Origin of the sequence: Variovorax ginsengisoli (genome assembly GCF_030486595.1) — a bacterium.
Taxonomy (GTDB): Bacteria; Pseudomonadota; Gammaproteobacteria; order Burkholderiales; family Burkholderiaceae_C; genus Variovorax; species Variovorax ginsengisoli_B.
The window spans coordinates 19,565-41,947 of record NZ_JAUJZH010000042.1 but is presented as its reverse complement, the minus strand read 5'-3'; the positions used below and the strand labels follow the sequence as shown (position 1 = coordinate 41,947).

The 22,383-nt window shown below is 67.1% G+C and carries 23 protein-coding genes and 2 pseudogenes; 11 read left to right on the top strand and 14 right to left on the bottom strand.

All coding sequences use genetic code 11. From position 1 onward, the window contains the following. The first annotated feature begins 33 nt into the window (after positions 1-33). The 6 genes from QZH52_RS35295 (at position 34) to QZH52_RS35265 (ending at position 6,979) form a co-directional block, all read left to right on the top strand. Positions 34-1,164, top strand: coding sequence for an acyl-CoA dehydrogenase family protein (locus QZH52_RS35295; protein WP_366919363.1), 1,131 nt, complete (start codon positions 34-36; stop codon positions 1,162-1,164). Positions 1,165-1,176: 12 nt separating this feature from the next. Continuing rightward, positions 1,177-3,273: a long-chain-fatty-acid--CoA ligase gene (locus tag QZH52_RS35290; RefSeq protein ID WP_366919362.1), complete on the top strand. Its 2,097-nt coding sequence runs from the start codon at positions 1,177-1,179 to the stop codon at positions 3,271-3,273. Between the two features lie 34 nt (positions 3,274-3,307). Next, positions 3,308-4,867 carry an AMP-binding protein gene (locus tag QZH52_RS35280; protein ID WP_301815967.1) on the top strand — a complete coding sequence of 520 codons (1,560 nt, stop codon included), beginning with the start codon at positions 3,308-3,310 and terminating at the stop codon, positions 4,865-4,867. Then, on the top strand, positions 4,867-5,277 hold the full coding sequence (locus tag QZH52_RS35275) for a PaaI family thioesterase (protein ID WP_301815966.1): 411 nt from the start codon (positions 4,867-4,869) through the stop codon (positions 5,275-5,277). The genes QZH52_RS35280 and QZH52_RS35275 overlap by 1 nt, the downstream gene beginning before the upstream one ends. A 98-nt stretch (positions 5,278-5,375) precedes the next feature. Next, complete coding sequence (locus QZH52_RS35270; RefSeq protein ID WP_301815965.1) at positions 5,376-6,185, top strand: SDR family oxidoreductase; 810 nt, start codon at positions 5,376-5,378, stop codon at positions 6,183-6,185. Between the two features lie 14 nt (positions 6,186-6,199). Then, positions 6,200-6,979: an enoyl-CoA hydratase/isomerase family protein gene (locus tag QZH52_RS35265; protein WP_301815964.1), complete on the top strand. Its 780-nt coding sequence runs from the start codon at positions 6,200-6,202 to the stop codon at positions 6,977-6,979. A gap of 82 nt (positions 6,980-7,061) precedes the next feature. Here the strand turns inward: QZH52_RS35265 and QZH52_RS38845 are convergent. The 6 genes and pseudogenes from QZH52_RS38845 to QZH52_RS35235 form a co-directional block, all read right to left on the bottom strand. Continuing rightward, positions 7,062-7,198, bottom strand: a pseudogene (locus QZH52_RS38845) (CoA transferase); the annotation flags it as partial. A gap of 73 nt (positions 7,199-7,271) precedes the next feature. Next, entirely contained in the window at positions 7,272-7,874 is a 603-nt protein-coding gene (locus tag QZH52_RS35255) for a tripartite tricarboxylate transporter substrate-binding protein (RefSeq protein WP_301815962.1), read from the bottom strand. Between the two features lie 701 nt (positions 7,875-8,575). Next, complete coding sequence (locus QZH52_RS35250; protein ID WP_301815960.1) at positions 8,576-9,577, bottom strand: Bug family tripartite tricarboxylate transporter substrate binding protein; 1,002 nt, start codon at positions 9,575-9,577, stop codon at positions 8,576-8,578. A gap of 377 nt (positions 9,578-9,954) precedes the next feature. Then, positions 9,955-10,059 (bottom strand): IS66 family insertion sequence element accessory protein TnpB, encoded by a 105-nt coding sequence (gene tnpB / locus QZH52_RS38840; protein ID WP_366919364.1) that lies wholly within the window; start codon positions 10,057-10,059, stop codon positions 9,955-9,957. Between the two features lie 266 nt (positions 10,060-10,325). Continuing rightward, positions 10,326-11,258 carry an AAA family ATPase gene (locus tag QZH52_RS35240; protein ID WP_301815957.1) on the bottom strand — a complete coding sequence of 311 codons (933 nt, stop codon included), beginning with the start codon at positions 11,256-11,258 and terminating at the stop codon, positions 10,326-10,328. 343 nt (positions 11,259-11,601) lie between these two features. Beyond that, the gene (locus QZH52_RS35235) at positions 11,602-12,804 is read right to left on the bottom strand and encodes an aldehyde dehydrogenase family protein (protein ID WP_301815956.1); all 1,203 of its coding nucleotides are present in this window, start codon (positions 12,802-12,804) and stop codon (positions 11,602-11,604) included. Between QZH52_RS35235 and tnpB (QZH52_RS35230) the strand changes: the two genes are divergently transcribed. Continuing rightward, complete coding sequence (tnpB, locus tag QZH52_RS35230) at positions 12,776-12,925, top strand: IS66 family insertion sequence element accessory protein TnpB (RefSeq protein WP_301815955.1); 150 nt, start codon at positions 12,776-12,778, stop codon at positions 12,923-12,925. The genes QZH52_RS35235 and tnpB (QZH52_RS35230) overlap by 29 nt on opposite strands. A 93-nt stretch (positions 12,926-13,018) precedes the next feature. Further along, positions 13,019-13,399, top strand: a complete 381-nt coding sequence (locus QZH52_RS35225) for an IS66 family transposase (protein WP_301815953.1) — start codon at positions 13,019-13,021, stop codon at positions 13,397-13,399. Here the strand turns inward: QZH52_RS35225 and QZH52_RS35220 are convergent. The 4 genes and pseudogenes from QZH52_RS35220 to QZH52_RS35200 all read right to left on the bottom strand — a co-directional run bounded on the left by QZH52_RS35220 (position 13,323) and on the right by QZH52_RS35200 (position 18,201). Beyond that, positions 13,323-14,498 (bottom strand): M20 aminoacylase family protein, encoded by a 1,176-nt coding sequence (locus tag QZH52_RS35220; protein ID WP_301815951.1) that lies wholly within the window; start codon positions 14,496-14,498, stop codon positions 13,323-13,325. The genes QZH52_RS35225 and QZH52_RS35220 overlap by 77 nt on opposite strands. A gap of 93 nt (positions 14,499-14,591) precedes the next feature. After that, positions 14,592-15,804, bottom strand: a pseudogene (locus QZH52_RS35215) (diaminopropionate ammonia-lyase). An 85-nt stretch (positions 15,805-15,889) separates the two neighbouring features. Beyond that, the gene (locus QZH52_RS35210) at positions 15,890-17,143 is read right to left on the bottom strand and encodes a Zn-dependent hydrolase (RefSeq protein ID WP_301815950.1); all 1,254 of its coding nucleotides are present in this window, start codon (positions 17,141-17,143) and stop codon (positions 15,890-15,892) included. A 671-nt stretch (positions 17,144-17,814) separates the two neighbouring features. Continuing rightward, on the bottom strand, positions 17,815-18,201 hold the full coding sequence (locus tag QZH52_RS35200) for a DUF3800 domain-containing protein (RefSeq protein ID WP_301815949.1): 387 nt from the start codon (positions 18,199-18,201) through the stop codon (positions 17,815-17,817). Between the two features lie 300 nt (positions 18,202-18,501). On the opposite strand from QZH52_RS35200, the gene QZH52_RS35195 reads away from it, so the two are divergent. Further along, positions 18,502-18,783, top strand: a complete 282-nt coding sequence (locus QZH52_RS35195; RefSeq protein ID WP_301815947.1) for a hypothetical protein — start codon at positions 18,502-18,504, stop codon at positions 18,781-18,783. A gap of 13 nt (positions 18,784-18,796) precedes the next feature. Here the strand turns inward: QZH52_RS35195 and QZH52_RS35190 are convergent, their stop codons facing one another. The 4 genes from QZH52_RS35190 to QZH52_RS35175 form a co-directional block, all read right to left on the bottom strand. Next, complete coding sequence (locus QZH52_RS35190) at positions 18,797-19,120, bottom strand: type II toxin-antitoxin system RelE/ParE family toxin (RefSeq protein ID WP_301815945.1); 324 nt, start codon at positions 19,118-19,120, stop codon at positions 18,797-18,799. Further along, complete coding sequence (locus QZH52_RS35185) at positions 19,108-19,395, bottom strand: CopG family ribbon-helix-helix protein (protein WP_301815943.1); 288 nt, start codon at positions 19,393-19,395, stop codon at positions 19,108-19,110. Before QZH52_RS35185 ends, QZH52_RS35190 begins: the two co-directional genes overlap by 13 nt. Positions 19,396-19,894: 499 nt before the next feature. Beyond that, positions 19,895-20,254 (bottom strand): hypothetical protein, encoded by a 360-nt coding sequence (locus tag QZH52_RS35180; protein WP_301815942.1) that lies wholly within the window; start codon positions 20,252-20,254, stop codon positions 19,895-19,897. A 13-nt stretch (positions 20,255-20,267) separates the two neighbouring features. Continuing rightward, on the bottom strand, positions 20,268-21,335 hold the full coding sequence (locus QZH52_RS35175) for a hypothetical protein (RefSeq protein WP_301815941.1): 1,068 nt from the start codon (positions 21,333-21,335) through the stop codon (positions 20,268-20,270). 272 nt (positions 21,336-21,607) lie between these two features. Here QZH52_RS35175 and QZH52_RS35170 point away from each other — a divergent pair, with 272 nt between their 5' ends. Both QZH52_RS35170 and QZH52_RS35165 read left to right on the top strand, forming a co-directional pair. Further along, positions 21,608-21,844 carry a DUF2281 domain-containing protein gene (locus QZH52_RS35170; protein ID WP_301815940.1) on the top strand — a complete coding sequence of 79 codons (237 nt, stop codon included), beginning with the start codon at positions 21,608-21,610 and terminating at the stop codon, positions 21,842-21,844. A gap of 24 nt (positions 21,845-21,868) precedes the next feature. Further along, complete coding sequence (locus tag QZH52_RS35165; protein WP_301815939.1) at positions 21,869-22,282, top strand: putative toxin-antitoxin system toxin component, PIN family; 414 nt, start codon at positions 21,869-21,871, stop codon at positions 22,280-22,282. Positions 22,283-22,383 lie beyond the last annotated feature (101 nt).

Below are 22,383 nucleotides of genomic sequence, written 5' to 3'. Positions count from 1 at the left end.
GCGATGAGTCTCGCACCGGCCCCACGCGCGTGGATGAACCCTGAACTCGAGATGCTGCGCGACACCGCGCGCCGCTTCTTCGAGACCGAATGCGTGCCGCACCAGGACGACTGGGCGCGGCAGAAGCACGCCGACCGCGGCATCTGGCGCCGCGCCGGCGAACTCGGCCTGCTGTGCGCCGGAATCCCCGAGGCCTACGGCGGCGGCGGCGGCGGCTTTCAGCACGAGGCCGTGATCTGCGAGGAGCAGATGCGCGCCCAGGTCAACAGCTTCAGCCTCAACGTCCACAGCGGCATCGTCGCGCACTACCTGCTGGTCTACGGCAGCGAAGCCCAGAAGCAGCGCTGGCTGCCGCGCATGGCGGCCGGCGATCTGGTGGCGGCCATCGCCATGACCGAGCCCGGCGCCGGCACCGACCTGCAGCGCATCAAGACCAGCGCGGTGCGCGACGGCGACCACTACGTGATCAACGGCGCCAAGACCTTCATCACCAACGGCCTGCATGCGGGCCTGGTCTGCATCGCCGTGAAGACCGACTCGCAGGCCGGGGCCAAGGGCGTGTCGCTGGTGATGGTCGAAGTCGACGGCCTGCCGGGCTTCCGCCGCGGCAAGCTGCTGGACAAGATCGGCCAGCAGGGACAGGACACGGTGGAGCTGTTCTTCAGCGACATGCGGGTCCCGGCGGCGAACCTGCTGGGCGGCGAGGAGGGCCGCGGCTTCGCGCAGCTGATGCAGCAGCTGCCGCGCGAACGGCTGCTGCTGGCCATCGGCTCGGCCACGACCATGCAGCGCGCGGTGGACGAAACGCTGGCCTACGTGTGCGAGCGGCAAGTCTTCGGCGCTCCGCTGATGGCGCTTCAGAACACCCGCTTCAAGCTGGCCGAATGCCAGACCCGCGCCACCGTGGCCCGCACCTTCGTCGACGATTGCGTGGCCCGCCTCGCGGCCGGCACGCTCGACGTGCCCACCGCGGCGATGGCCAAGTGGTGGGTCACCGACGCCACCTGCCAGGTGATCGACGAGTGCCTGCAGCTGCACGGGGGCTACGGCTACATGGTCGAGTATCCGATCTCGCGCATGTACACCGACGCCCGCGTGGGCCGCATCTACGGCGGCGCCAACGAGGTGATGAAAGAAATCATCGCCCGCGCGATGGCACGCTGAACCAGGCCACCCATGACGACTTGCCTTTCCGCACCCTGGTTCGATGCCTGGCCCGAGCACCTGCCGCGGCAGCTCGAGCCGCCGCGCAGCACGCTCGGCGATGCGCTCGACGCCGCGGTCGCGCGCCACCCCGACAAGCCGGCGCTGGTCTTCTTCGACCAGGTCACTACCTTCGCCGGGCTGCGCGCCGACGCCGACGCGCTGGCGGCGCACCTGCAGCAGCACGGCGGGGTGCGGCCCGGCGACCGCGTGCTGCTGCTGAGCCAGAACTGCCCCCAGTTCACCATCGCGTTCTTCGCCATCGTGCGCTGCGGCGGGGTCGTGGTGCCGGTGAACGCGATGTCCACCGCGACCGAACTCGACCACTACATCGGCGACAGCGGTGCGTGCGTGGCCGTGGTCGCGCAGGAGCTGCTGCCGGCCGTGCGGTCCGCGCTCGACGACGGGCGGCTGCAGCATGCGGTGGTCCACTGCTACGCCGACGCGCTCGGCGCCGATGCCGGCGCCCGTTCGCAGCTGGCGCTGCCCGAGGCCGTGGCGGCGCCGTGCCAGCCGCTCGACCATCCGCGCCTGGCAGCCTGGGCCGAGGTGCTGGCGGCGCGACGGGTGCCGCAACTGCCGGCCCTGAGCGTGGACGATCTCTGCGCGCTGCCCTACACCTCCGGCACCACCGGCCGGCCGAAGGGCTGCATGCACACCCACGCGACGCTGCTGGCCTCGACCCTGTCGGCGGCGCGCTGGCGCGGTCTGCACGCGGACTCGGTGGTGCTCGGCGTGGCGCCGCTGTTCCACCTGCTGGGCATGCAGAACGCGATGCTCATGCCGATGGCCGTCGGCGCCACCGTGGTGCTGCTGCCGCGCTGGGACGCGGCCGCGGCGGCCCGCCTGATCGAGCGCTACCGCGTGAGCGCCTGGGCTGCGCCACCGGCCATGCTGAACGACTTCTTCGCCCACCCGGAGGCCCGGCAGCGCGACCTTTCGAGCCTGGCGATCCTGAACGGCGGCGGCGCGGCGATGCCCGAGGCGGTGGCCGCGATGCTGAAGACCCGTTTCGGCCTGAGCTACATCGAAGGCTACGGCCTGACCGAGACCGCGTCGTTCCTGCACTGCAACCCGCTGGGCCGCGGCAAGCGCCAATGCCTGGGCATCCCGAGCTTCGGCGTCGATTCGCGCATCGTCGACCCCGAGACGCTGGTCGAGCTGCCGGCCGGCGAAACCGGCGAACTGGTGACCAGCGCGCCGCAGGTCATGCGCGGCTACTGGGGCGACGCCGCAGCGGACGCGGCCGCCTTCTTCGAGCGCGACGGACGGCGCTTCTTTCGCACCGGCGACCTCGCCATGCGCGACGACGAGGGCTACTTCTTCATGCGCGACCGGCTCAAGCGGATGATCAACGTGAGCGGCTTCAAGGTCTGGCCGGCCGAGGTGGAGAGCCTGCTGCACGAACACCCCGCGCTGCACGAAGCCTGCGCGGTCGCGATGCCCGATGCCCGGCAGGGCGAATCGGTCCGCGTGGTGGCCGTGCGCCGGCCCGGCGCCGCGCTCGATGCGGCCGAGCTGGAGGCCTGGTGCCGCGAACGCATGGCCGCCTACAAGGTGCCGCGGCGCATCGAGTTCCGCAGCGCGCTGCCCAAGTCGAGCACCGGCAAGGTGCTGTGGCGCACGATCCAGGACGAGAGCGGCGTCGCGCCAGCCTCCGGTCCCGAGCGGCACGTGCCCTTCCTCGGCCTGCTCGGCATGCGGCGCGAGCGTGTCGGCGGCGGCGAGGCGGTGGTGGCCATCGACCTGCATCCCGAACTGCTGAACAACCATGGCGCCGGCCACGGCGGCGTGGTGATGACGCTGCTCGACAGCGCGATGGCCAACGCGGCGCTGAGCCGCATCGACTTCGCGCGCGAGGTCGTGACGATCGACATGCACATCGGCTTCATGCGCCCCGCGGCGGGCCGGCTGCGCGCCACCGGCCGTGCCACCGGCGGCGGCCGCTCGGTCTGCTTCTGCGAGGCCGAGCTGGTCGACGACAGCGGCGAAGTGGTGGCCAAGGCGATGGGCACCTTCCGCTACCGCGCGCCGGTCGATGGGCGGGTGGATGCCGCCACGGTGCGCTAGGGCCCGGCAGTCAAAGAGAAAAAGGAGACATTCGATGTACCTCACGCAGGGCCTGCACCGATCGCTGCAGCGCCATCCCGAGAAGACCGCGCTGTGCCACCTGGCGCCGGCCGGCGAGCGGACCTGGACCTTCGCCGAGTTCGCCGACGCGGTGGCCCGGCGTGCTGCAGCGCTGCGCGGTCGCGGCATCGCGCGGGGCGACCGGGTGGCGATCCTCGCGCCCAACGACGATGCCATCGTCATCACGATGATGGCCTGCTGGTGGATTGGCGCCGTCGCCTGCCCGATGAACATCCGCTGGAGCGTGCACGAGTTGCGCCACGCGATCGCCGACTGCGGCGCGCCGCTGCTGCTGGTCGACCCGGGCTGCGCAGGCGTGGCCGCCGCGCTGGCCGACATCGTCGCCACCGCCGAGACCGGCGCGCTGGCCGCCGAGGCGCGCGCATTGGCGCCGCTGGAGGACCTGCGCTGCGGCGGCGACACGCTGGCTGTGATCCTCTACACCGGCGGCACCACCGGGCGCTCGAAGGGCGTGATGCTGTCGCACGTCAATCTCTGGAGCGCCTCCATGACACGCGGCGCCGAGCTGAACAACGCGCCCGACAGCGTCTCGCTGCTGGTGGCGCCGCTGTTCCACGTGGCGGGGCTCGGCCGGCTGATCGGGCAGAGCATCGTCGGCGGCAGCTGCATCACGCTGCCGCAGTTCCGCGGCGACGCGGTGCTGGCGGCGATCGAGCGGCACCGGATCTCGGACATCATGGTGGTGCCGACGATGCTGCAGGCGCTGCTCGACGCGCCCGGTTTCACGCCCGAGCGGGTGCGCAGCCTGACCCGCATCGCATTCGGCGCGGCTCCGATGCCGCCCGACCTGCTGGACCGTGCACTGGCGGCCTGGCCGCAGGCCGAGTTCTTCCAGGCCTACGGCCTGACCGAGACCGCCGGGGCGGTCTGCATCAACCTGCCGGCCAACCACCGGCCGGGCGCGGGTGCCCCCGAGCGGCTGCGCTCGGTCGGCCGCGCCGGGCTGGGGGCCGAGATCCGCATCGTCGACGAGCGCGGCGATGAGTGCCCGCGCGGCGCGGTCGGCGAGCTCATCGTGGCCGGCCCGATGGTGACGCGCGGCTACTGGAACCTGCCCGACACCAGCGCCGAGGCCATCCGCGATGGCTGGCTGCATACCGGCGATGGCGCGCGCATGGACGCCGACGGCTACATCTTCATCGTCGACCGGCTCAAGGACATGATCATCAGCGGCGGCGAGAACGTCTATTCCGCCGAAGTCGAGGCCGCGCTGCGCAGCCATCCCTCGGTGGCCGAGGCGGCCGTGATCGGTGTGCCCGATGCGCGCTGGGGCGAGTCGGTGCATGCCGTGGTGGTGCTGCACGCCGGCGCCGGCGCCGACCAGGCTGCGCTGTTCGACGAACTCGGCGCCTGGTGCCGCACTCGGCTGGCCGGCTACAAATGCCCGCGCAGCCTGCACGTGGCCGAGGCGCTGCCGCTGTCGGCCGCCGGCAAGGTGCTGAAGACCGCGCTGCGGGCGGGCCATGCGAGCCGCGCCGCCCGGGCGGCGGGGGCCGTGGGGGCCGGCGCCTGATGGACGCGCCTTCGCGCAATGCACAGGCCTTCGCGGCCGTGCCGTTCATGGCGCTGCTGGGCGTGCAGCGCGAGTTCTCCGCCGGCGGCCGCGCGCGGCTGGTGGTCGAGACGCGGCCCGAGCTCGAGAACCCGATCCGGGCGATGCACGGCGGCGTCGTCGCCACGCTGGTCGACGTGGTCATGGCCAGTGCGGCCGTCTCGCGCATCGATTTCGCCAAGACCGCGGTCACGCTGACCATGAACACCAGCTACCTGCAGCCCGGCCGCGGCCGGCTCACGGCCGATGGCGAGGTGCTCGGCGTCGATGCCGACGGCGAGGTCGTGCAATGCGCCGCCTGGGTGACCGACAGCGAAGGCCGGGTGGTGGCGCGCAGCCTCGGCTCGTTCCGCTACCTTGACAACCGCTGAGCCGCCGGAGCGCGCGCGGCAGCGCCTCTCCCACGCCCCTCTTCCACTCCCCTCCTCCTCTCCCCTCCTCCACTCCCCGAGCCTTTCCGGATACCGACATGAGCCACTCCCACCCTGACCCCCTCGACTTCAGCGGCCGCCACGTGTTCGTGGCCGGCGGCAGCAGCGGCATCAACCTGGCGATCGCCGACGCCTTCGCGCGGCGCGGCGCGCGGCTGTCGATCGCCAGCCGCTCGGCCGAGCGCGTGGCCGGCGCGGTGGCGCAGCTGCGGGCCCATGGCGGCGAAGCCGAGGGCCACAGCGCCGACGTGCGCGAGTACGACGCCATCGACGCCGCCCTGGGCGCGGCGCGCGAGCGCTTCGGGCCGATCGACGTCCTGGTGTCGGGCGCGGCCGGCAACTTCGTCGCGCCCGCGCTGGGCATGTCGAGCAAGGGCTTCCGCACCGTGGTCGACATCGACCTGGTCGGCGGCTTCAACGTGCTGCGCGCCGCCCATGCCCACCTGCGGCAGCCGGGCGCCTCGGTGATCAACATCTCGGCGCCACAGGCCTTCAATCCGACGCCCTACCAGGTCCATGTCTGCGCCGCCAAGGCCGGCCTCGACATGCTGACGCGGGTGCTGGCCATGGAATGGGGGCCGGACGGCATCCGCGTGAACTCGATCGTGCCGGGCCCGATCGGCGAGACCGAGGGCGTGCGCCGGCTGGCGCCCGGCGACGCGGCACTGGCGGCGATGGCCGCGTCGATCCCGATGCGGCGTTTCGGCAAGACCGCCGAGGTCGCCGACATGGCGATGGTGCTCAGCTCGCCGCTGGCCTCCTTCGTCACCGGCGCGGTGATTCCAGTCGACGGCGGCAGCTCGCTGCCGGGCGGCCGCGACCTCGGCGCCGCCGTGGCCCGGGCATGAGGAAGAGCAACACCATGAACGCACCGTTTCGCTACGAAATCACCGACCAGGTGGCGACGCTGACCCTGGACCATCCCGCCACGCGCAACGCGCTCGGCCCCGAGGTGCGCGACGCCTTGGCCGACGCCATCCGCGACATCCAGCGCCGCAGCGAGGTGCGCGCGGTCGTGCTGACCGGCGCCAGCGGCCACTTCTGCTCGGGCGGCGACCTGCGCAACATCGCGGGCGCCGGGCTCGACAACCAGGGCTGGCACGGCCGGATGCACGGGGTGCACGAATGGCTGCGGGCGCTGATCATGCTCGACCGGCCGGTGATCTCGGCGGTCGACGGCGCCGCCTTCGGTGCCGGATTCGGGCTGGCGCTGGCCGCGGACTATGTCATCGGCACGCCGCGCACGCGCATGTGCGTGTCCTTCCTGCGCGTCGGGCTGGTGCCCGATTTCGGCCTGTTCTACACGCTGCCGCGCATCGTCGGCCCGCAGCGCGCCAAGGAGCTGATGCTGTCGGCGCGCGAGGTCGGCGCCGACGAGGCGCTGCGCCTGGGCCTGCTGGCCGAGCTGCAGCCGCCGGACCAGTTGCAGGCCAGGGCCCGGGCCGTCGCGGCGAGCTTCGTGAACGCCTCGCCGATGGCTGTGAGCCTGGTCAAGCGGGCCGTGGCCTGCGGCGGCGACCTCACGACCCAACTGGAGCTCGAGGCCAATGCGCAATCGCTGGCCATGGGCTCGACCGGCCACCGCGACGCGGTCCAGGACTTCCTGGCCAAGCGGCCGGCGCGCTTCCAGTGGCCGGCCTGAATTCCATTTCAAACCTACTCGTCGCGTCGGCGCCCGCGACCAAGTCGCGCAGCACCTGCGCCCCCTCGGGCCGCTTCAGGTCCAGCACGATCGAGCGCTTGCCCCGGTCGATGACGGCGAACACGGTCGAGACGCCCCCGTTGGCGGGGCCGATCACCCGCGTGAGGTCGCCCTTGGGCGTTCCACCTTGATGAGCTCGGCGCCCTGGTCCGCGAGCATCCCCGCGGCCATCGGCCCCGAGACGACGGCGAACAAGTCGACGATCTTGAGTCCGGCATAGGGTGCATGCATGTTAAGTTGCGCGCGCGACGGCGCGCTCCGTCTGGACGATGCGATCAGTTCTGATCGATCTTGATGTTGGAAAGCTTTGATGGTCCGGTCGATCAGCGCCGCGTTGTTGCGGATGGCCGAAGCCAGCTCCTGCGCCGTGCTGCCCGCGACGTCCTGTCCCATCTCGAGGGTGCGCCTTCAGGTCCGGCGAGTTCACCGTCCTGGCAACGGCGCCGGACAACTGGTCGACCACGTCGGGCGGCGTGCCGGCGGGCGCCAGCTGCGCCACCAGGGAGCGCGGGATCATAGAGACCGGCGCGAAGTCCCGCTCGATGGTGCCTGCCTGCGTTGAACGGAACGATGACCTGGATCGGCTTGTTCGGGGAGTTCCGGGCCGTCTGCGCAACGCCCGCCGTCGGCAACAGGACGCGACCAGCATGATTTCGTCGAGCGTCTGCTTTTCCAGCGCGTACTGGCGGCAGGTGTCGGCATCGACCACCCAGGGTGCACGGTCGAAGTCGGTGCGGATGCGGATGAAATTGGCGTCGGTCGACGCCTTCACGAAGGCCGACTGCAGCCGCGCCAGCACCGCCGGGGGCATCTTGCGCGGCGCGACCAGGCCCATCGGCGACTGCACCAGGAGGTCGTAGCGCTAGGGGCCCAGGCCGGCGTGGCGCCATGCGCGAGCCGCGAGTTTCGTCATGGGGCGCTCATTCTGCCTTGAAGCCATAGCTCGCGCACCGTCGGCACCTGCGGTCGGCGCGGCAGCCGCTGGTCGGTGAAGCTGACCACCAGCAGCCGCAGCTTGCTGCCGACGTCATGGCGCCGCAGCCAGGGTCGCCGTAGACGTCGAGATGGCGGCCCACGACCGCGTTCAGCTGTTCGCTGCCGCCATTGAAGGGGACGAAGTTGAACTGGACACCGGCGGCGCGGTGCCAGCCGTTCGGCATAGATGCGGTTGGCGCTGATGGCGCCCACTTTGCCCCAGGTGACCTCTCACCCCGCCGGCCCCGGCGCGGCGCCTTGAGCACGATCGGCTGGCCGAGGTCCCTGTACGCCGCTTCGGCCAGGGCGCGCAGCACCGTGTCCACCATACCGCCGGGTGGACGGAACGATCGGCGTGATGGGCTTGATCGGGAAGGCGGAGGCCGGCGCCGCCGCGCCTGCGAAGGAGCCGGCGGCAAGATCGACGCCGAGCAGGCGGGCGTTGCGCAGCACCTGGCGGCGCAACAGCGGTGTGGCAGGCGTAGAGGAAAGCGAGTGAAATGGCTCATGTCTGCCTCCTGTTTGCCGTCTGGCTGCGGCATGGGGTTCGATGCGCACCGGTCAGTCGAGCCGGATTTTGGTGTCCTTGATGATCTTGGCGTAGACGGCCGCATCGTCGCGCACCATGCGCGCGAACTTGTCGGTCGGGATGCCACCCGGTGCCATGCCCAGGCCTTCGATCTTCTCGACCACATCGGGCAGGTGCAGGATGCGGTTGCTCTCGTCGGCGAATTTCTTCGCGATCGGCACCGGAACGCCGGCCGGCATGAAGAGGCCGAACCAGCCCACCGGCTCGAAGGAGTGGAACTTGAGTTCCGCGAAGGTGGGCACGTCGGGCAACAGCTTGTTGCGCTGGGTGCCGGTCACAGCCAGCGGCTTGAGGGTGTCGAGCTGCGGCCGCACGGTCGCCATGTCGATCAGCGCCGCCGTCAGTTGTGAGCCGCGCATGTCCTGCAGCAGCGGCGCCGCGCCCTTGTACGGGACATGCACCAGGTCCAGCCCGGCCTGCAGGTTCAGCAGCGAGCCCTGTATGTGCGAGGACGTTCCCACGCCATAGGAGCCGTAGTTGTACTGGCCGGGGCTGGCCTTCACCATCGCGATGAATTCCTGCAGGTTCTTCACCGGCGTCGACTTCGGCACCACCAGTACCGAGTTTGTGCTCGCCACCAGCGCAAGCGGCTGCAGGTCTTTGAGCACATCGTAGGACAGCTTGGGCATCAGCGCGGGCACTTGGACGATCGCGGTGATCCCCAACAGCACGGTATAGCCGTCGGGCGCGGCCTTGGCCACGGCGTCGTTGCCGATCGTGCCGGAGGCACCGGGGCGGTTGTCGACGATCACCGTCTGGCCCCATGCCTCCTGCAGTTTTTGGGCCATCATGCGGGCCAGGATGTCGGTGGCGCCGCCGGCCGGGTACGGCACGACGAGGCGGATGATCTGGTTGGGGTAGCTGTTGCTGGCGCCGCTGCTGCCCTGTGCCCAGGCGCCGCTGGCGCCGAGGCCCAGCGCGGCGACCGCTGCGGCTGCCATGAAGCTGCGTCGTGCGATGACCGGTCGATCCATGGTTTTCTGTCTCCTGCGTGTTGTGAACTGAGCGATGCGTGAAGTCGGCAGTGTGTGGCCGAGGCCCGGCGCCTCCAATGGCCGCATTGCTTCATGCGATTGGCAGAAAGTGACAAAGCGCCAGTGCTCGGTGCTAACCCTGAGGCCGCGGCGGGGCCGGCCGAAGACACCCTTCCGCAAACGCGAACTGCGCCGCCGCGGCGGGCTCGGCACGAAGGCCGCGATGCCGACTCCGGCGCATTCTTGAAACGGAAATCGGACACCATGGGCACCGCCGACCTTGCGCCCGTCAGCGGCATCCAGGCCTGGCACCAGTCCGCGCTGGACCAGGGCCGCTTCCTGATCCAGCGCGGCGCCGTCGACGGCCGCCATCTCTACTACCCGCGCGAACACAGCAACAGGAGCTTGACCAAGTCGCCTCGGCGCCCACGGAAGACGAAGACGTGACCACAGTACGGGTCCCCGATGAGAGCGGTCTGCACCTTGGCTGCCAGCGTGTCCAGCCGCAGCAAGGCTCCTCATGCTTGTTCTCTCGTAAGGGTCTACGGGGTCGCGACACAGCTGCCTGACGAGAGTCGCGCCGGGCAGGCGATTCATCCGTACGAACTTCCAAAGTATGCTGACCACGGATTCGTAGGGCTGCAACCAGCGACGATGGAACACATAGCCGAAGCGCGGGCTCAGCGCATTCTGATCGAGCATGAGGATAGGCAGCAACATGGCTTGGTTTGCATTAGTCATCCGCACGTCATGCCGCGCGTGTCATCAACTCCGCGCTGATGGCCTGACGACTTTGAATGTAGCCGCAGTTGCGTACTGCCACAGACCACGACGCGGGATCAGGTCGATAGCCTGCACCGTCGCGCCGCTCGCTGTCCTTCAGCAAGATCTCCACTGCACGCGTGAACGACTCCATTGGGATCTCAAGGGGCCCCGGCAAGCCGTGCCTGTTGTGCAGTTGCTCGAATGCCGACCACAGCAAACCAGCATCGTTGACCAGCCGATAGCCGCCTTCGGTAGCCTGCGGCAAATAGAAGCGCGTAAAACTCCATTCGCTTGCGCGGGGAAAGCAAGTCTGGTCATAACCGTTCAAACAGGTCGCCACGTCGCGCACGTTGCGGATCCCAAAGAAGGCTAGTTCCTCGACCATCAAGCGCGACATGATTTGGGTCTTCCCGGCGTGCTGCATGGCCGTCTTGACCGCCAGAAGTTCCTGCTGGCCGACCAGGAAAGTGAACAACCGGATCTGTAGCCGATCGAGGTGGTCGTGCACGTCGCGCAGCCATTCATACGCATTTTCATCGTAACGCTGGACCTCGTCGCAGAACAGCACGGCGGTGCCGCTGCCGTTGCGCGCACAGGCCTCCTTGATCTTGTTGATCAGCCGCATGCGCTTGGCCGAATTGGTGCCGGTCGCTGGATCCGGAAAGCCCACCGCCTCTAGCAAATTCGACAGGAACGGTCCCTCGGCGTGGCGGGGCTTGCGTTCCGCTTGAGCATGGTAGGTTGTGATCTTGGGCTGCGTCTGCGCCAGCAGCAAGCGCAGGTATTCGATTGCACGAGTCTTGCCGATGCGCGAGGGGCCGTACGTGAGCGCGCCGGTGATGTGATAGCGCAGGCAGCGGTTAACAAGATCCGGGAATGCCTGAATCGCGGGCGTGGCAATTCGATATCCGGGCAAGGGCAAACCGGCAGGCCGCGCAGGTCCTGCTCGGACACCACATTGTCCACGCCGGCTGCGATGCTGTGCACCATTTGGAGATTTGGCATCTCGCCAAAAATGCCCCGCGGTGGGTCCCAGCACACAGCCACTTCGGCCTGTAGGCTACGGGGGTCTGGCCACGTCACAACGTTGACAGATGGATCTGCGGCACGCAGCAGTGGCTCAAGGAAGCCCATGTCGATAGAGCGGCTGATGAGTGAGATATTCTTCATGATCGACCCGCAACAAGACTAGATAGACGCAAGATGATGCACCTCGATTCGAGGATGTCCGTTGTCGTCAACTCGGCTACCGGTGATGCTCATGTCAGCGTGTAGGCGGTCTTCACCGCCGTGAAGAACTCCTGCGCGTACCTGCCCTGCTCGCGCGGCCTGTAGCTTGAGCCCTTGCGCCCGCCGAAGGGTACGTGGTAGTCCACTCCCGCCGTCGGCAAGTTGACCATCACCATCCCGGCCTGGCTGTGACGCTTGAAGTGCGTCGCGTACTTCAGCGAGGTGGTCGCGATGCGCGCCGACAGGCCGAACTCGGTGTCGTTGGCCGTGGCCAGCGCCTCCTCGTAGTTCTTCACGCGGACCACGCTCGCCCCCGGACCGATGTCGGTGCCCTGCGCCAACGCATCGCCGACCTTGATCTTGGCCATCCGGGCCTTCATCGCCTCGATGAACTTCGGATAGATGCCTTCGGTCACGATCAGCCGGCTCGACGCCGTGCAGCGCTGGCCGGTGGAATAGAAGGCGCTCTGCACGCTGAGCTCCACCGCCTGGTTCAGGTCGGCGTCGTCCAGCACCACCTGCGGGTTCTTGCCGCCCATCTCGAGCTGCACCTTCTTGTGGTTGGTCGCGCACTGCACCGCGATGTTGCGGCCCACGCCGACCGAGCCGGTGAAGCTGATCGCGTGGATGCCCGGGTGGTTGACCAGCGCATCGCCGATCACGCTGCCGCGGCCCATCACCAGGTTGAACACGCCCGGCGCAATGCCCGAGCGGCTGATGATCTCGGCCAGCGCCCAGGCGCAGCCCGGCACCAGGTCGGCCGGCTTCATCACCACGCAGTTGCCGAAGGCCAGCGCCGGGGCGATCTTCCAGGCCGGGATGGCGATCGGGAAATTCCATGGCGTGATCAGGCCGACCACGCCCACCGGCTCACGCGTGATCTCGATGCCGATGCCCGGGCGCACCGAGGGCAGCACCTCGCCCGACAGGCGCAGGCATTCGCCGGCGAAGAACTTGAAGATCTGCGCGGCGCGTGTCGCTTCGCCGATGCCTTCGGCCTTGGTCTTGCCCTCTTCGCGCGCCAGCAGCGTGCCCAGCTCTTCCTTGCGCGCCAGGATCTCGTTGCCGATCTTGTCCAGCGCCTCGGAGCGCGCCTGGATGCCGCCCGTCGACCAGGCCGGGAAGGCGGCGGTGGCGGCCGCGACCGCGGCGTCGACCTGCGCCGCGTCGCCCTGCGCGTAGCGCAACGGCTTCTGGTTGCTGATGAAGCGCCTCGAGGAAGACCTCTTCATCTGGCCGGATGCCGCCGCCGTGCCTACGCTGACAGTCGAGCAGCTGCATTGGCTGCTCGACGGCGTGGACCTCACGGTGGTGCACAAGCACCCCGAGCGCTTCTACGCCCGCGTCGCTTGACCATGTACACCTGAACTCCTGGCCGACCTATGCGATGGCATAGGTCGGGCCGCTTCGACGAACTCCGGGGGTAGACCACGGATCGAAGCATCAATGGTCCAGATGCCCACCCTTGAAGAGTTCGCGGCCTTGAAGCAGGCGCTGGCCGATGCCAAGCGCCAGGGCGAGTCTCTGGTGGGTGAACTGCGCGTGACGCGCACCGAGCGTGACCTCGCGTTGGAGCGGCTGCGCGCGTTGCAGCGCAACCTGTTCGCCGCCAAGAGCGAAGCCCGCGGGACCGATCAGAAGGACATGTTCCTCAACGAGGCCCAGGCGCTCGCAGCCGCTACGCAATCGCTGCCCGCCGAGACCGACGAAGAAGACGCGACGCCGGTAGCGGTAGAGTTGGGCTCTGACCTCAATCCTCTTGTGGCAGTCGTTGGCGTGCAACTTCAGCGAAGTAGCGCGCCCCGATGGGCAACACAGCATCGTTGAAGTCGTACTGGCCATTGTGCAAAGGCACTCCTCCTGGTGTACCGGCTGCACCGTTGCCAATAAATACGAAAGCACCTGGCACGACCTTTAGGAATGCGCCGAAGTCTTCGGAAATCATCATCGGCGGCACGTTGCCATCAACGTTATCTTTGCCGACCACGGCCTCAGCCGCCCGGACCGTGACAGGCACCGCTTGCGGCCAGTTGACTGTTGGCACGAACTCGTGGGTGTACTCCACCTCACACGATGACCCGTGCGCTGACGCGATGCCATTGCAGATTTCGCGCATGCGGCGCTCCAGCAGTGCCTGCACCTCGAGCGAATAGCTGCGCGTGTCACCCTTGATCTCCACATTGGTGGGAATGGCGTTGCGGATGCCATCGGTGTGGATCTCGGTACACGAGACAACGGCCGATTCGGCGGGGTCGACCGAGCGCGCGACAATGGTCTGCAGCGCCAGAATGATCTCGGCGGCTACCACCAGCGGATCGGCTGCCATGTGTGGGCGAGCCGCATGGCCGCCGCGGCCCCTGATGCGGATGACGAAGTTGTCCTCGCTGGCCATGATGCCGCCCACTCGCGTGGCGATGTGTCCGACCGGCATGCCCGGAATGTTGTGTGCGCCGTAGATCTCGTCCACAGGGAAGCGCTCAAAGAGTCCATCCTGGATCATCGCGGCCGCGCCCCGGCCGTGCTCTTCTGCTGGCTGGAAGATAAAGCGCACCGTGCCGTTGAAATCCCGGCTTTGTGTCAGAAGCTGCGCAGCGCCTAGCACCATGGCCATGTGACCGTCATGTCCGCAGCCGTGCATGCATCCGGCGTTTCTCGAGATGTACACGCGCCCGTCGGCTGTTTCAGTCATGGCCAGCGCATCCATGTCGGCGCGAAGGCCGATCACTTCTGCGCCATCGCCGACCGTCAGACTTGCCACGAGACCCGTTGCTCCGATACCTCGGTGAACCTCCAGACCAAGAAGTTCCAACGCCTTGGCCACGTAGTCCGAGGTCTTGTGCTCGTTGAAGCCCGTTTCGGGAATCTGGTGGAGGTGGTGGCGCCAGCGGACCAACTGCGTGCCCAGTTCTTCGTCCTCGATGTACATAGCGGGTTCCTTTTGGTGAATCAGAGCTTCGCGGCTTTCAGCGTCCCCATCTTCCATGAAGTCGCACGTGGACGCCTCAGGATGCAGGTCTCGTTATCGGGCCGACCAAGCTGCTTGCCGCTTCAGCACCGCGTCGGCCGATTCGCCGACCAGTTCCTGGTACACCTTCGGTGCAGTGGCCCCTTCGGTACTGATGATCAGTACACGGGATTGCGCATCGAGGCCGACCTGCGCCGACAGGTTGGAATCGGTGCGCAGGAGTTGCAGGGCTGCCAGACCGGCGCGCCCGACTCACCCGCCACGATTGGGATGTCTCGCTCGCCGCCGGTCGCCAGCGTACGCATTGCTTCGATGGCCTGCCCGTCTTCGATGGTCATGAAGTGGTCGACGCTGGCTGTCAGGAACTTCCAGGCCAGCGGTGAGGTTTCGCCGCAGGCCAGTCCGGCCATCACTGAGTCGACCGAGCCGATCGCCCTAGAGGCGCGGCCATGGATCCCGCTTTGCAGCAGGCAGTCTGCCTGCTCGGGCTCGACCACGATGAAGTGAGGCCGGTGCACTCCCTGGTATTCCCACAGGTAGCTGATCAGGCCTGCCGCCAGGCCGCCGACGCCGCCTTGCACGAATACGTGCGGGTAGGCACCATCCTCGCCGGAACGCGCGCCGGTCCGAGGGCTACGAGGACATTCCGCGTGACGTGATGCAGGGCTACGGCACCATCGCCGCGGAAATCGTCGTAGGAGGTGTCGGAGACGACCTGCCAGCCGTTCTCCGCGGCCAGGCGGGCCAATTCCTCGACCGACTCGTCGTAGTTGCCCTTGATGCGAACGATTTCGGCGCCGAACACCGCAATCGCCTCCTCGCGCTCAACGCTCACGTTGGCGTGTAACACTATCACGCAGCGCACGCCTGCGTCCCGGGCGGCAGCCGCCAGACCGCGGCCATGGTTGCCGTCCGTGACGCTGATGACGGTGTAGCCCTTGAGCTGGTCCGCGTAGCGGCCAGTCAAAATGGCCGCGGGCTCCAGACCGGGATGAAAACGCAGGATCTGACGCACCAGAGCAATCGGGGCCCCCAAGGCCTTGAAGCTGGCGAGCGGCGAGCGCACCGATTCGTCCTTGACGCTGAAGCGCGCGACGTGCAGCTTGCTGGCCAGATCGGGCAGGTCGTACAAAGGCGTGGCGCTGCGCGCGATCTCGGGCCAGGGCGCAAGCCAGCGGCGGCTCTCCTGGGCCCACGCCACGCTCATGATCGATTGGAGTGCGGCGGGATAGGGCGTGCGCGTGGCCCGCGCGTTGGCGATCAACATGGGCATGCTTCCTGAAGAATGGATCAGTGACGGGAACTGGCTAAGGCCATCACGGCCCTGCCTCCACGAAGAAATGAAACCTGGCCTAGGCGGCGGCCAAGCGCCGCTGCACCACATCCAACAACACCTGCGCGCCCTGGACGAGTTGGTCGTCGTCGGTGTGCTCGCGTGGGTTGTGGCTGATACCGCCGCGGCTGGGCACGAAGATCATGGCCGCTGGGGCGATGCGCGCGATCATCTGCGCGTCGTGGCCTGCGCCCGAGGTCATGCGTCGGTGCGACAACCCGAAATGTTGGGCCGACGCTTCGATCTCATTGGTCAAACCGGCATCGAAAACCACCGGCTCGAAGCGCACCAGGCGCTCGGTCTCGATTTTCACACCCTCGCGCTCGGCGACCTCCACGAGGAAATCGGCCAGACGCTTCTCCGCAGCCTGCAGGCGGCTCTCGTCCGGATCACGCAGGTCTACCGTGAAGGTCGCCTTGCGCGGGATGACGTTGATGACATCGGGTTCGAAGCGCAATGAGCCCGTGGTCGCCAGCGTCGTCTCGGGGGCGGCGGCGGCCACCTTCTCGCGCAGGAAGGCCACGATGGCCGCGGCGACGTAGCCCGCGTCGTGGCGCAGCCGGGTCGGTGTAGTGCCCGCGTGGTTGGCAGTGCCCTGCACGGTGATCTTCTGCCAGGAGATGCCTTGCAGGTTCTCGACCACTCCGATACGCTGGCCTTCGGCCTCCAGGATAGGGCCTTGCTCGATGTGCAGTTCCAGATATTCGTGCGGCACGATGGCGCCTGGCTCCAAGTCGCCTGCATAGCCGATGCGCGCCAGTTCATCGCCCAGGCGGGTGCCATCTGTGCCGATGGTGTCGAGAGCCTCGTCCACCGCAAGGCCGCCCGCGTAGACCAGCGAGCCCATCATGTCCGGCTGGTAGCGCACGCCTTCCTCATTGGTGAACGCGCCGACGATGATCGCGCGGGCAGGCTGCACGCCGGCCACGAGGTACGCACGGGCCACGGCCAAGCCCGCCAGCACGCCATAGCAACCGTCCAGGGCCCCGGCGTTGCGCACCGTGTCGATGTGCGAGCCCATCATCAAGGGCTGCTGGTTGCCCGCCTCCGTGGCGGCCGGCAGGATGCCGAAGATGTTACCTATGCGGTCCACGCGCACGTCCAACTGCAATTCGCGCATCCACCGGACGACTTGGTCGCGCCCGGCCTTCTCGTCGTCGGTGAGCGCGATGCGCGTTCGCCCACCCACTGTGGCGTCGGTGCCGATGTCGCCAAGCGTCCTGATCTGGTCGAGAAAAAGTTTGGCATCGAGGGAAGGTGTGGTGGTGGGCATTGGTGTTTCCTGTGCCGGAATGGGCTGGCTATGGAATGATATTTCTCATGAAATGTATTTTTTCTTGGATTTGGTGGAGATATTCGAAGGATTTATCGTTAGGCAAGCGCGTCGCGCCCTTCCTTCTATGAAAGTCGACCGTCACAATGCGGCTGGCGCACAGCGAGGTCGTGACGGCTGCCAACATGCACGACAAGCCCCGCTGACCGAGCTGCCGCACGGATGGGAGCAAGAGGTCGACAACGCACATGCCAATCAGCGCATGCGCAAGCATGCTGCTGGCGATACATCGCACGGCTGGTCAATCGCAGCAAGTCGAGTGTGCGCTCGCACGTGGAGCACGTCTTCGCCGTGGGCAAGCGGCTGCAGGGATTCAGCAAGGCGGGCTCCCGCGGGTTGGTCAAGAACGCCACGCGAGCGTTCGTTGCGCCTCGTGTTAGCCCGCATCGTCCTTGCGCGGGGCTTCCTCCATGGATGAGTGCCTCCGCACGGCGCGTGGCAGTGATGGCAGCAGCGCCAGCGATCAATGCGAATGGGCCTGAACACGGCCGCATGCAGGCACCAATTCCACCATGCGAAAATAGCCAGGCATGCTTGACTGAATTCAGTGGGTTGTTGTTCAGCGTTTCCCTAGCTTCCGGACTGGCCGTGAAAGTGAGCGAAATAGTCGATCACCTCCGCAGCCTGCGTGCCTTGGCGGAATCGACGCTGTTCCTCGAAATTGATCGACGGCACCATATGGATGAACCGATGAACCGGTGGTCGGCATAGAGCCACATCACTGCTTCGGCGTCCAACTCTGCAGGACGCTGCCCAGTCAGCGTATTCACCGCTTCGATAGCGGCGCCGATCAACACGTCGGCCAACTGCACCGCCGGGTTGGTCTTCGAGTCGACCTGCGTCACCGACGCAAGCTTGAGCGGAAATTTGATGCGCGCGATCTCGGATTGGCGGAACTCGATGGCCTGGTCGTGGTTGATGTAACGCTGCAGCAGGTCGTGGTAGGTGAGCAGGTTCTTGGACTGATCGTGTTCGACACAGTATGTCCCGGCGGCCATTCGTCTACGGCCGTTCGCGCATCTTGTGCAACGCGCAATTGCGGCCGGTGCAGCGAGACGTGGGGCAGCAGGATTGGAAGGTGCTGATCCGCAATGCCCATGCGGGTTACTCCTGCCGGTACGGGCGCGGGTTGGCGGGCGTCACATCGATCGCATTTGGCGCGTGCCATGCCCCGCGCGCACGCGGTAGCGGGTTTGAAGGTGGCTGCAGCAGCTAGGAAGGGATGGCTGCGTGTTCAGGGTTTGCACCGAGTGAAGTCGCGCCGACCAGCCCGATCTACGCCGCTTTGAGGAGAGACGATGGCCAGCTTCACGATCCGCATGGTTCTGCACAAGGCGACCTGGGACGACTACACCCAATTGGCCACCGAGATGGCACGGGAGGGCTTCGGGGACATCATCACCGCAGACGATGGAAAGCGCTACAGGATGCCTGATGCCGAGTACACCGGCACCGCGGTGGATCGTGCCACCGCCTTGAACAAGGCCGCCGCGGCGGCAACGCGGGTCGTAGGGAGCAGGTTCGCGGTTCTGGTGACGGAGTCGGCCGGGCGAACCTGGCAAGGGCTCGAGGAGGTCTGAGCCTCGCTTTTGATCAGTTGCCTGAGGCGCTCGAACCCGGCTCGTAGCCGGCCTCGCGCTGGTGGCGCAAGGCCAGCACGGTGACGACGTCGCCCTCGCCGGCGTAGCGGTACAGCGCCACGTAGCCGCTCGCGCCGAAGTCGATCACCCACTCGCGGTATTCAGGCGGCAGATCCTCCACCGGCCGACCCACCATCGGCTGCTGACGCAGCACCTGCACGGCCTTGATGATGGTCTCGCCGGCGCGCCTGGCGGCCGCCGGGTTCTTCGGGCGCAGGAACTCCCGCAGGCGCTCCAGATCGCGCAGCGCCGCCGGCGCGAACCTCACTTGTGGCATGCAGGCGCTGGCAACTCGTCGTCAGTGCCCCAGGTCTCCAGCCAGGCCATCACCTCGTTGCCCGTGACGTGCAAGCCGGTTTCCTCGAACTCGCCCCACGCGGCCACGGCGTCCTGGTGCAGGGCCTGGCGCTTTTCTTCGCGATCGACGTACTGGGCAATCGCCTCGCGCATCAGCCAGTGCGGCGCCCGGTGGCGCGCCGTGGCCAGGCGCGTCAGGCGCACCTTGAGCTCGGGATCGAGCTTGACGGGCGTCGGGCTGATGGGAGTATTCATGGGTAGTACTTTACCAACAAGGCGTTGGTCGGCCAACAATGGTCGCCGAAGCCCGCACGGAGGACCGACAGCCGCTGCGCGCCGCAAGATGGACTCGTGGCCGCAAGATGGATGTTCAGGCGTCGTCGTCCTCGGCCTCCGCCGCCAGGACGTCCAGAAGCACGCTGGCATCGTCCGCGCCCGCCCGTTGAGGGTCGCTCCCCGTCCAAGGCCGTCCGCTCAGGCGAGCAGCGTTCCCCGTGGCCGGTTCCGCTTCGAGGCTGGACGCCTCGTCACCTCCCGGGTGGCTTCCTGCGCTGCGTCAGCGGCGGGCTTCGGTCGCTGGTCACTCCCTGCACCCCAACCCCATGCGTCCGCGTGGGCGCGGACCCGGCGCTTGGACCGCGCCTGCACGGGGTCGGCTCCCGCAGCGCTACGGCAACCCACTGGGGTGGGTGCGCCTTCGCGTCAGTACCGGCGCCCGCCGGCACTGACCGACCGTCATTCCGCGGCGGCTATTTCAACTCATCCAGGCGGTGGGGAAGGCGAACCAGACGCTATCCACATCCGGATCAACTTGAGCGTGCTTCCATTCTTCCACCACGGATTCTGCGAACTTTTGGGGGTCATCGCCAGCGTTTATAGCCAACCGCCAACCGGAAGCGGAGTCCTTATCTCCACTTATCGGCTGTGCTCCGCTTCGCATCAGACCGACTATATGGTCAGTCACGAAGCTTTCGAGTTCGCTGCCCGCCAATCCGAACCCGTGCCGACCATTTTTCACTATCTGCCACAGTCCGACAGGGTCGGTCCGCGCTTCGTCAATAGACTTTTCAATCCACTCAGCTTTCGGAATTCCGAACTTGATATGGCTTGTCATGATTGAATAATCTTCATTTTTGATGGACCTTGGTCACGTCGGGCACAGATGGAATATTAACGTCGAGCGTTCGACCATTGTTGTTGCTAGTTCGAACACCGAACCCGCCTTGATTGCTTGGTAGTTCGTACCAATCGCCCCGATATCTTGGCCTATCAACTTGTGTTGCTCCTAGCCCTTTGAGGCCATCAATGATGCTGTCCAACTGACCGGGGGTCACAGTTCGAATGTCCGGCGTGGCACTTCCTTGGACTTGACCAATGGGCTGCCCACCGGGCGTAAGCACATCTGCCGCAGATTGTGGATTGTTTACGCCGCCCGAGCCGACGCCCGAGTTGTACATAAGGTTGGCCCCTATCACCCCCATCCCGATGAGCGGCGAGACAGTCATAAGCCCGTTCAATAGGCCATTACCCACATCGCTCCACGATGGGGGAGTTCCAAAGCTGGGGAGGCTGAGACCCGAAGTCCCTTGGACACCGCCTGGCACTTCCCTCACAGGGTCATAACCCGGCGAGCCACCCATGGGACCGGACGCTCGAAATCCTTCAGCCGCTCCTCCCAAGGCACCAGCGCTCCCCGGCCCGACGCCCACAAAGGCGGCAGCCGCAGGTCCCATAGCCAACTGAACTCCCGGCGCCCGCTGGTCGGAACCAGCCAGGCCTAGGCTAGAAGCAAGCGATTGCGAAGCACCGGCAGACATGTCGGGCGTGAGTTCCGGCGCTGTCCCTCGGCGCGCATCAACGCCCGAGAAGTCCGGCGTGTAGGCCGGGCCGAAGCGCAGTTCACTGTTACCCAGGCCGCCATCGCTACCGTAGGTCGGCAACTGCGCTGGACTCATGGCCGCCTGCGCTTCCACGTTGGCCTGCCAGTTGGTGATGCCTGCACTGGAGCCCTGGAACCCGTATGGATTAGCCGGGTCGATGCCCCGCCTCTGCGCCGCGCCACCGGAGACGCTGCTGCGTGCCAGGTAGTCCCCCATCACATTGCCAAAGGCATCGGGCCAGTCGTCCGGTCCTAGCCACAGCGCCCCGCGCGCCAGTACGGGCGCGGGTTGGCCAGGCGTGAGGGATGCGTGCATGGGGGCGCATTGTGCCCGGCGCGCGCACGCGATCGCGGGCTGAGGAAGTCAGCGCCTGAAGGCGCGGCGGCTAAGGAAGGAAGCTGAGCGGGCTCCCTGCGGATCACGCGCATCGGAAGCATTTTCCGTGGAGGAAGGTCCTTGCGCGGCCAAGGTTTTCGCACATGTTTAGCTAAACCGTGCGCAATCTGCGCTAAAACCTAAACTACAACCTATTGCGCAACTGCGCAAAGCCACCTGCAATCGAACCACCGCCTTCCAGAGAGCCGGCCATGACCGCCATCGAGACCCGTCTGATCGAACGCCTGAAGCAACTGCCGCCCGGCCGCGTGGCCGAGGTCGTCGACTTCGTGGAGTTCCTGGCTGCCCGCGAGGAACGCGCCGCCGCCGCCGCACGCCTGGGTGAGGCCTTTGCCAAGATCGATGCGCTGGGCCTGCCTCCACTGAGCGAGGCAGAGATCGAAGCCGAAGTGCAGGCCGATCGCCAGGAGCGCCGCCAAGGCGCGTGATCAAGGCTACGTGATACTCGGCAGGTGCGCCTCCTCCTCGACACCAACCTGCTCATCTCGGGCACCATCTCCGCCGGCCTGCCGCGCCAACTGTTGGACGCCGCACGCGCCGGCGATTTCGAGTTGTGTACCAGCGAGCACCTGCTGGCCGAACTCCAGCGCGTGATCGGCCGCACCAAGTTCGCCAACCGCCTGGCCGGCCAGACGAGCATCGTCGCCGACTTGCGCAAGCTGGCCACCGTGGTCACCCCCGCCAGCGTGCCGCGCGTCGTGCCCACCGACGCCGACGACGACCATGTGCTGGCCGCTGCCCTAGCCGGCGCCGTCGATCTCATCGCCTCGGGAGACCTGCGCGACCTGCTGCCGCTGGGCAGCTACGCGGGCATTCCCATCATCACCGCACGCGAGGCCTGGGAGCGCCTCGCACCGCACCCGTAGCAGCCAGTTCTAGCCGCTAAATTTCTGGCACGCAGGATAGGCTTGCGCCGGTGTTTGTCGCGTTTGTCGCTACAGGACCGACGCGGGGAGAGTGCAGGCCC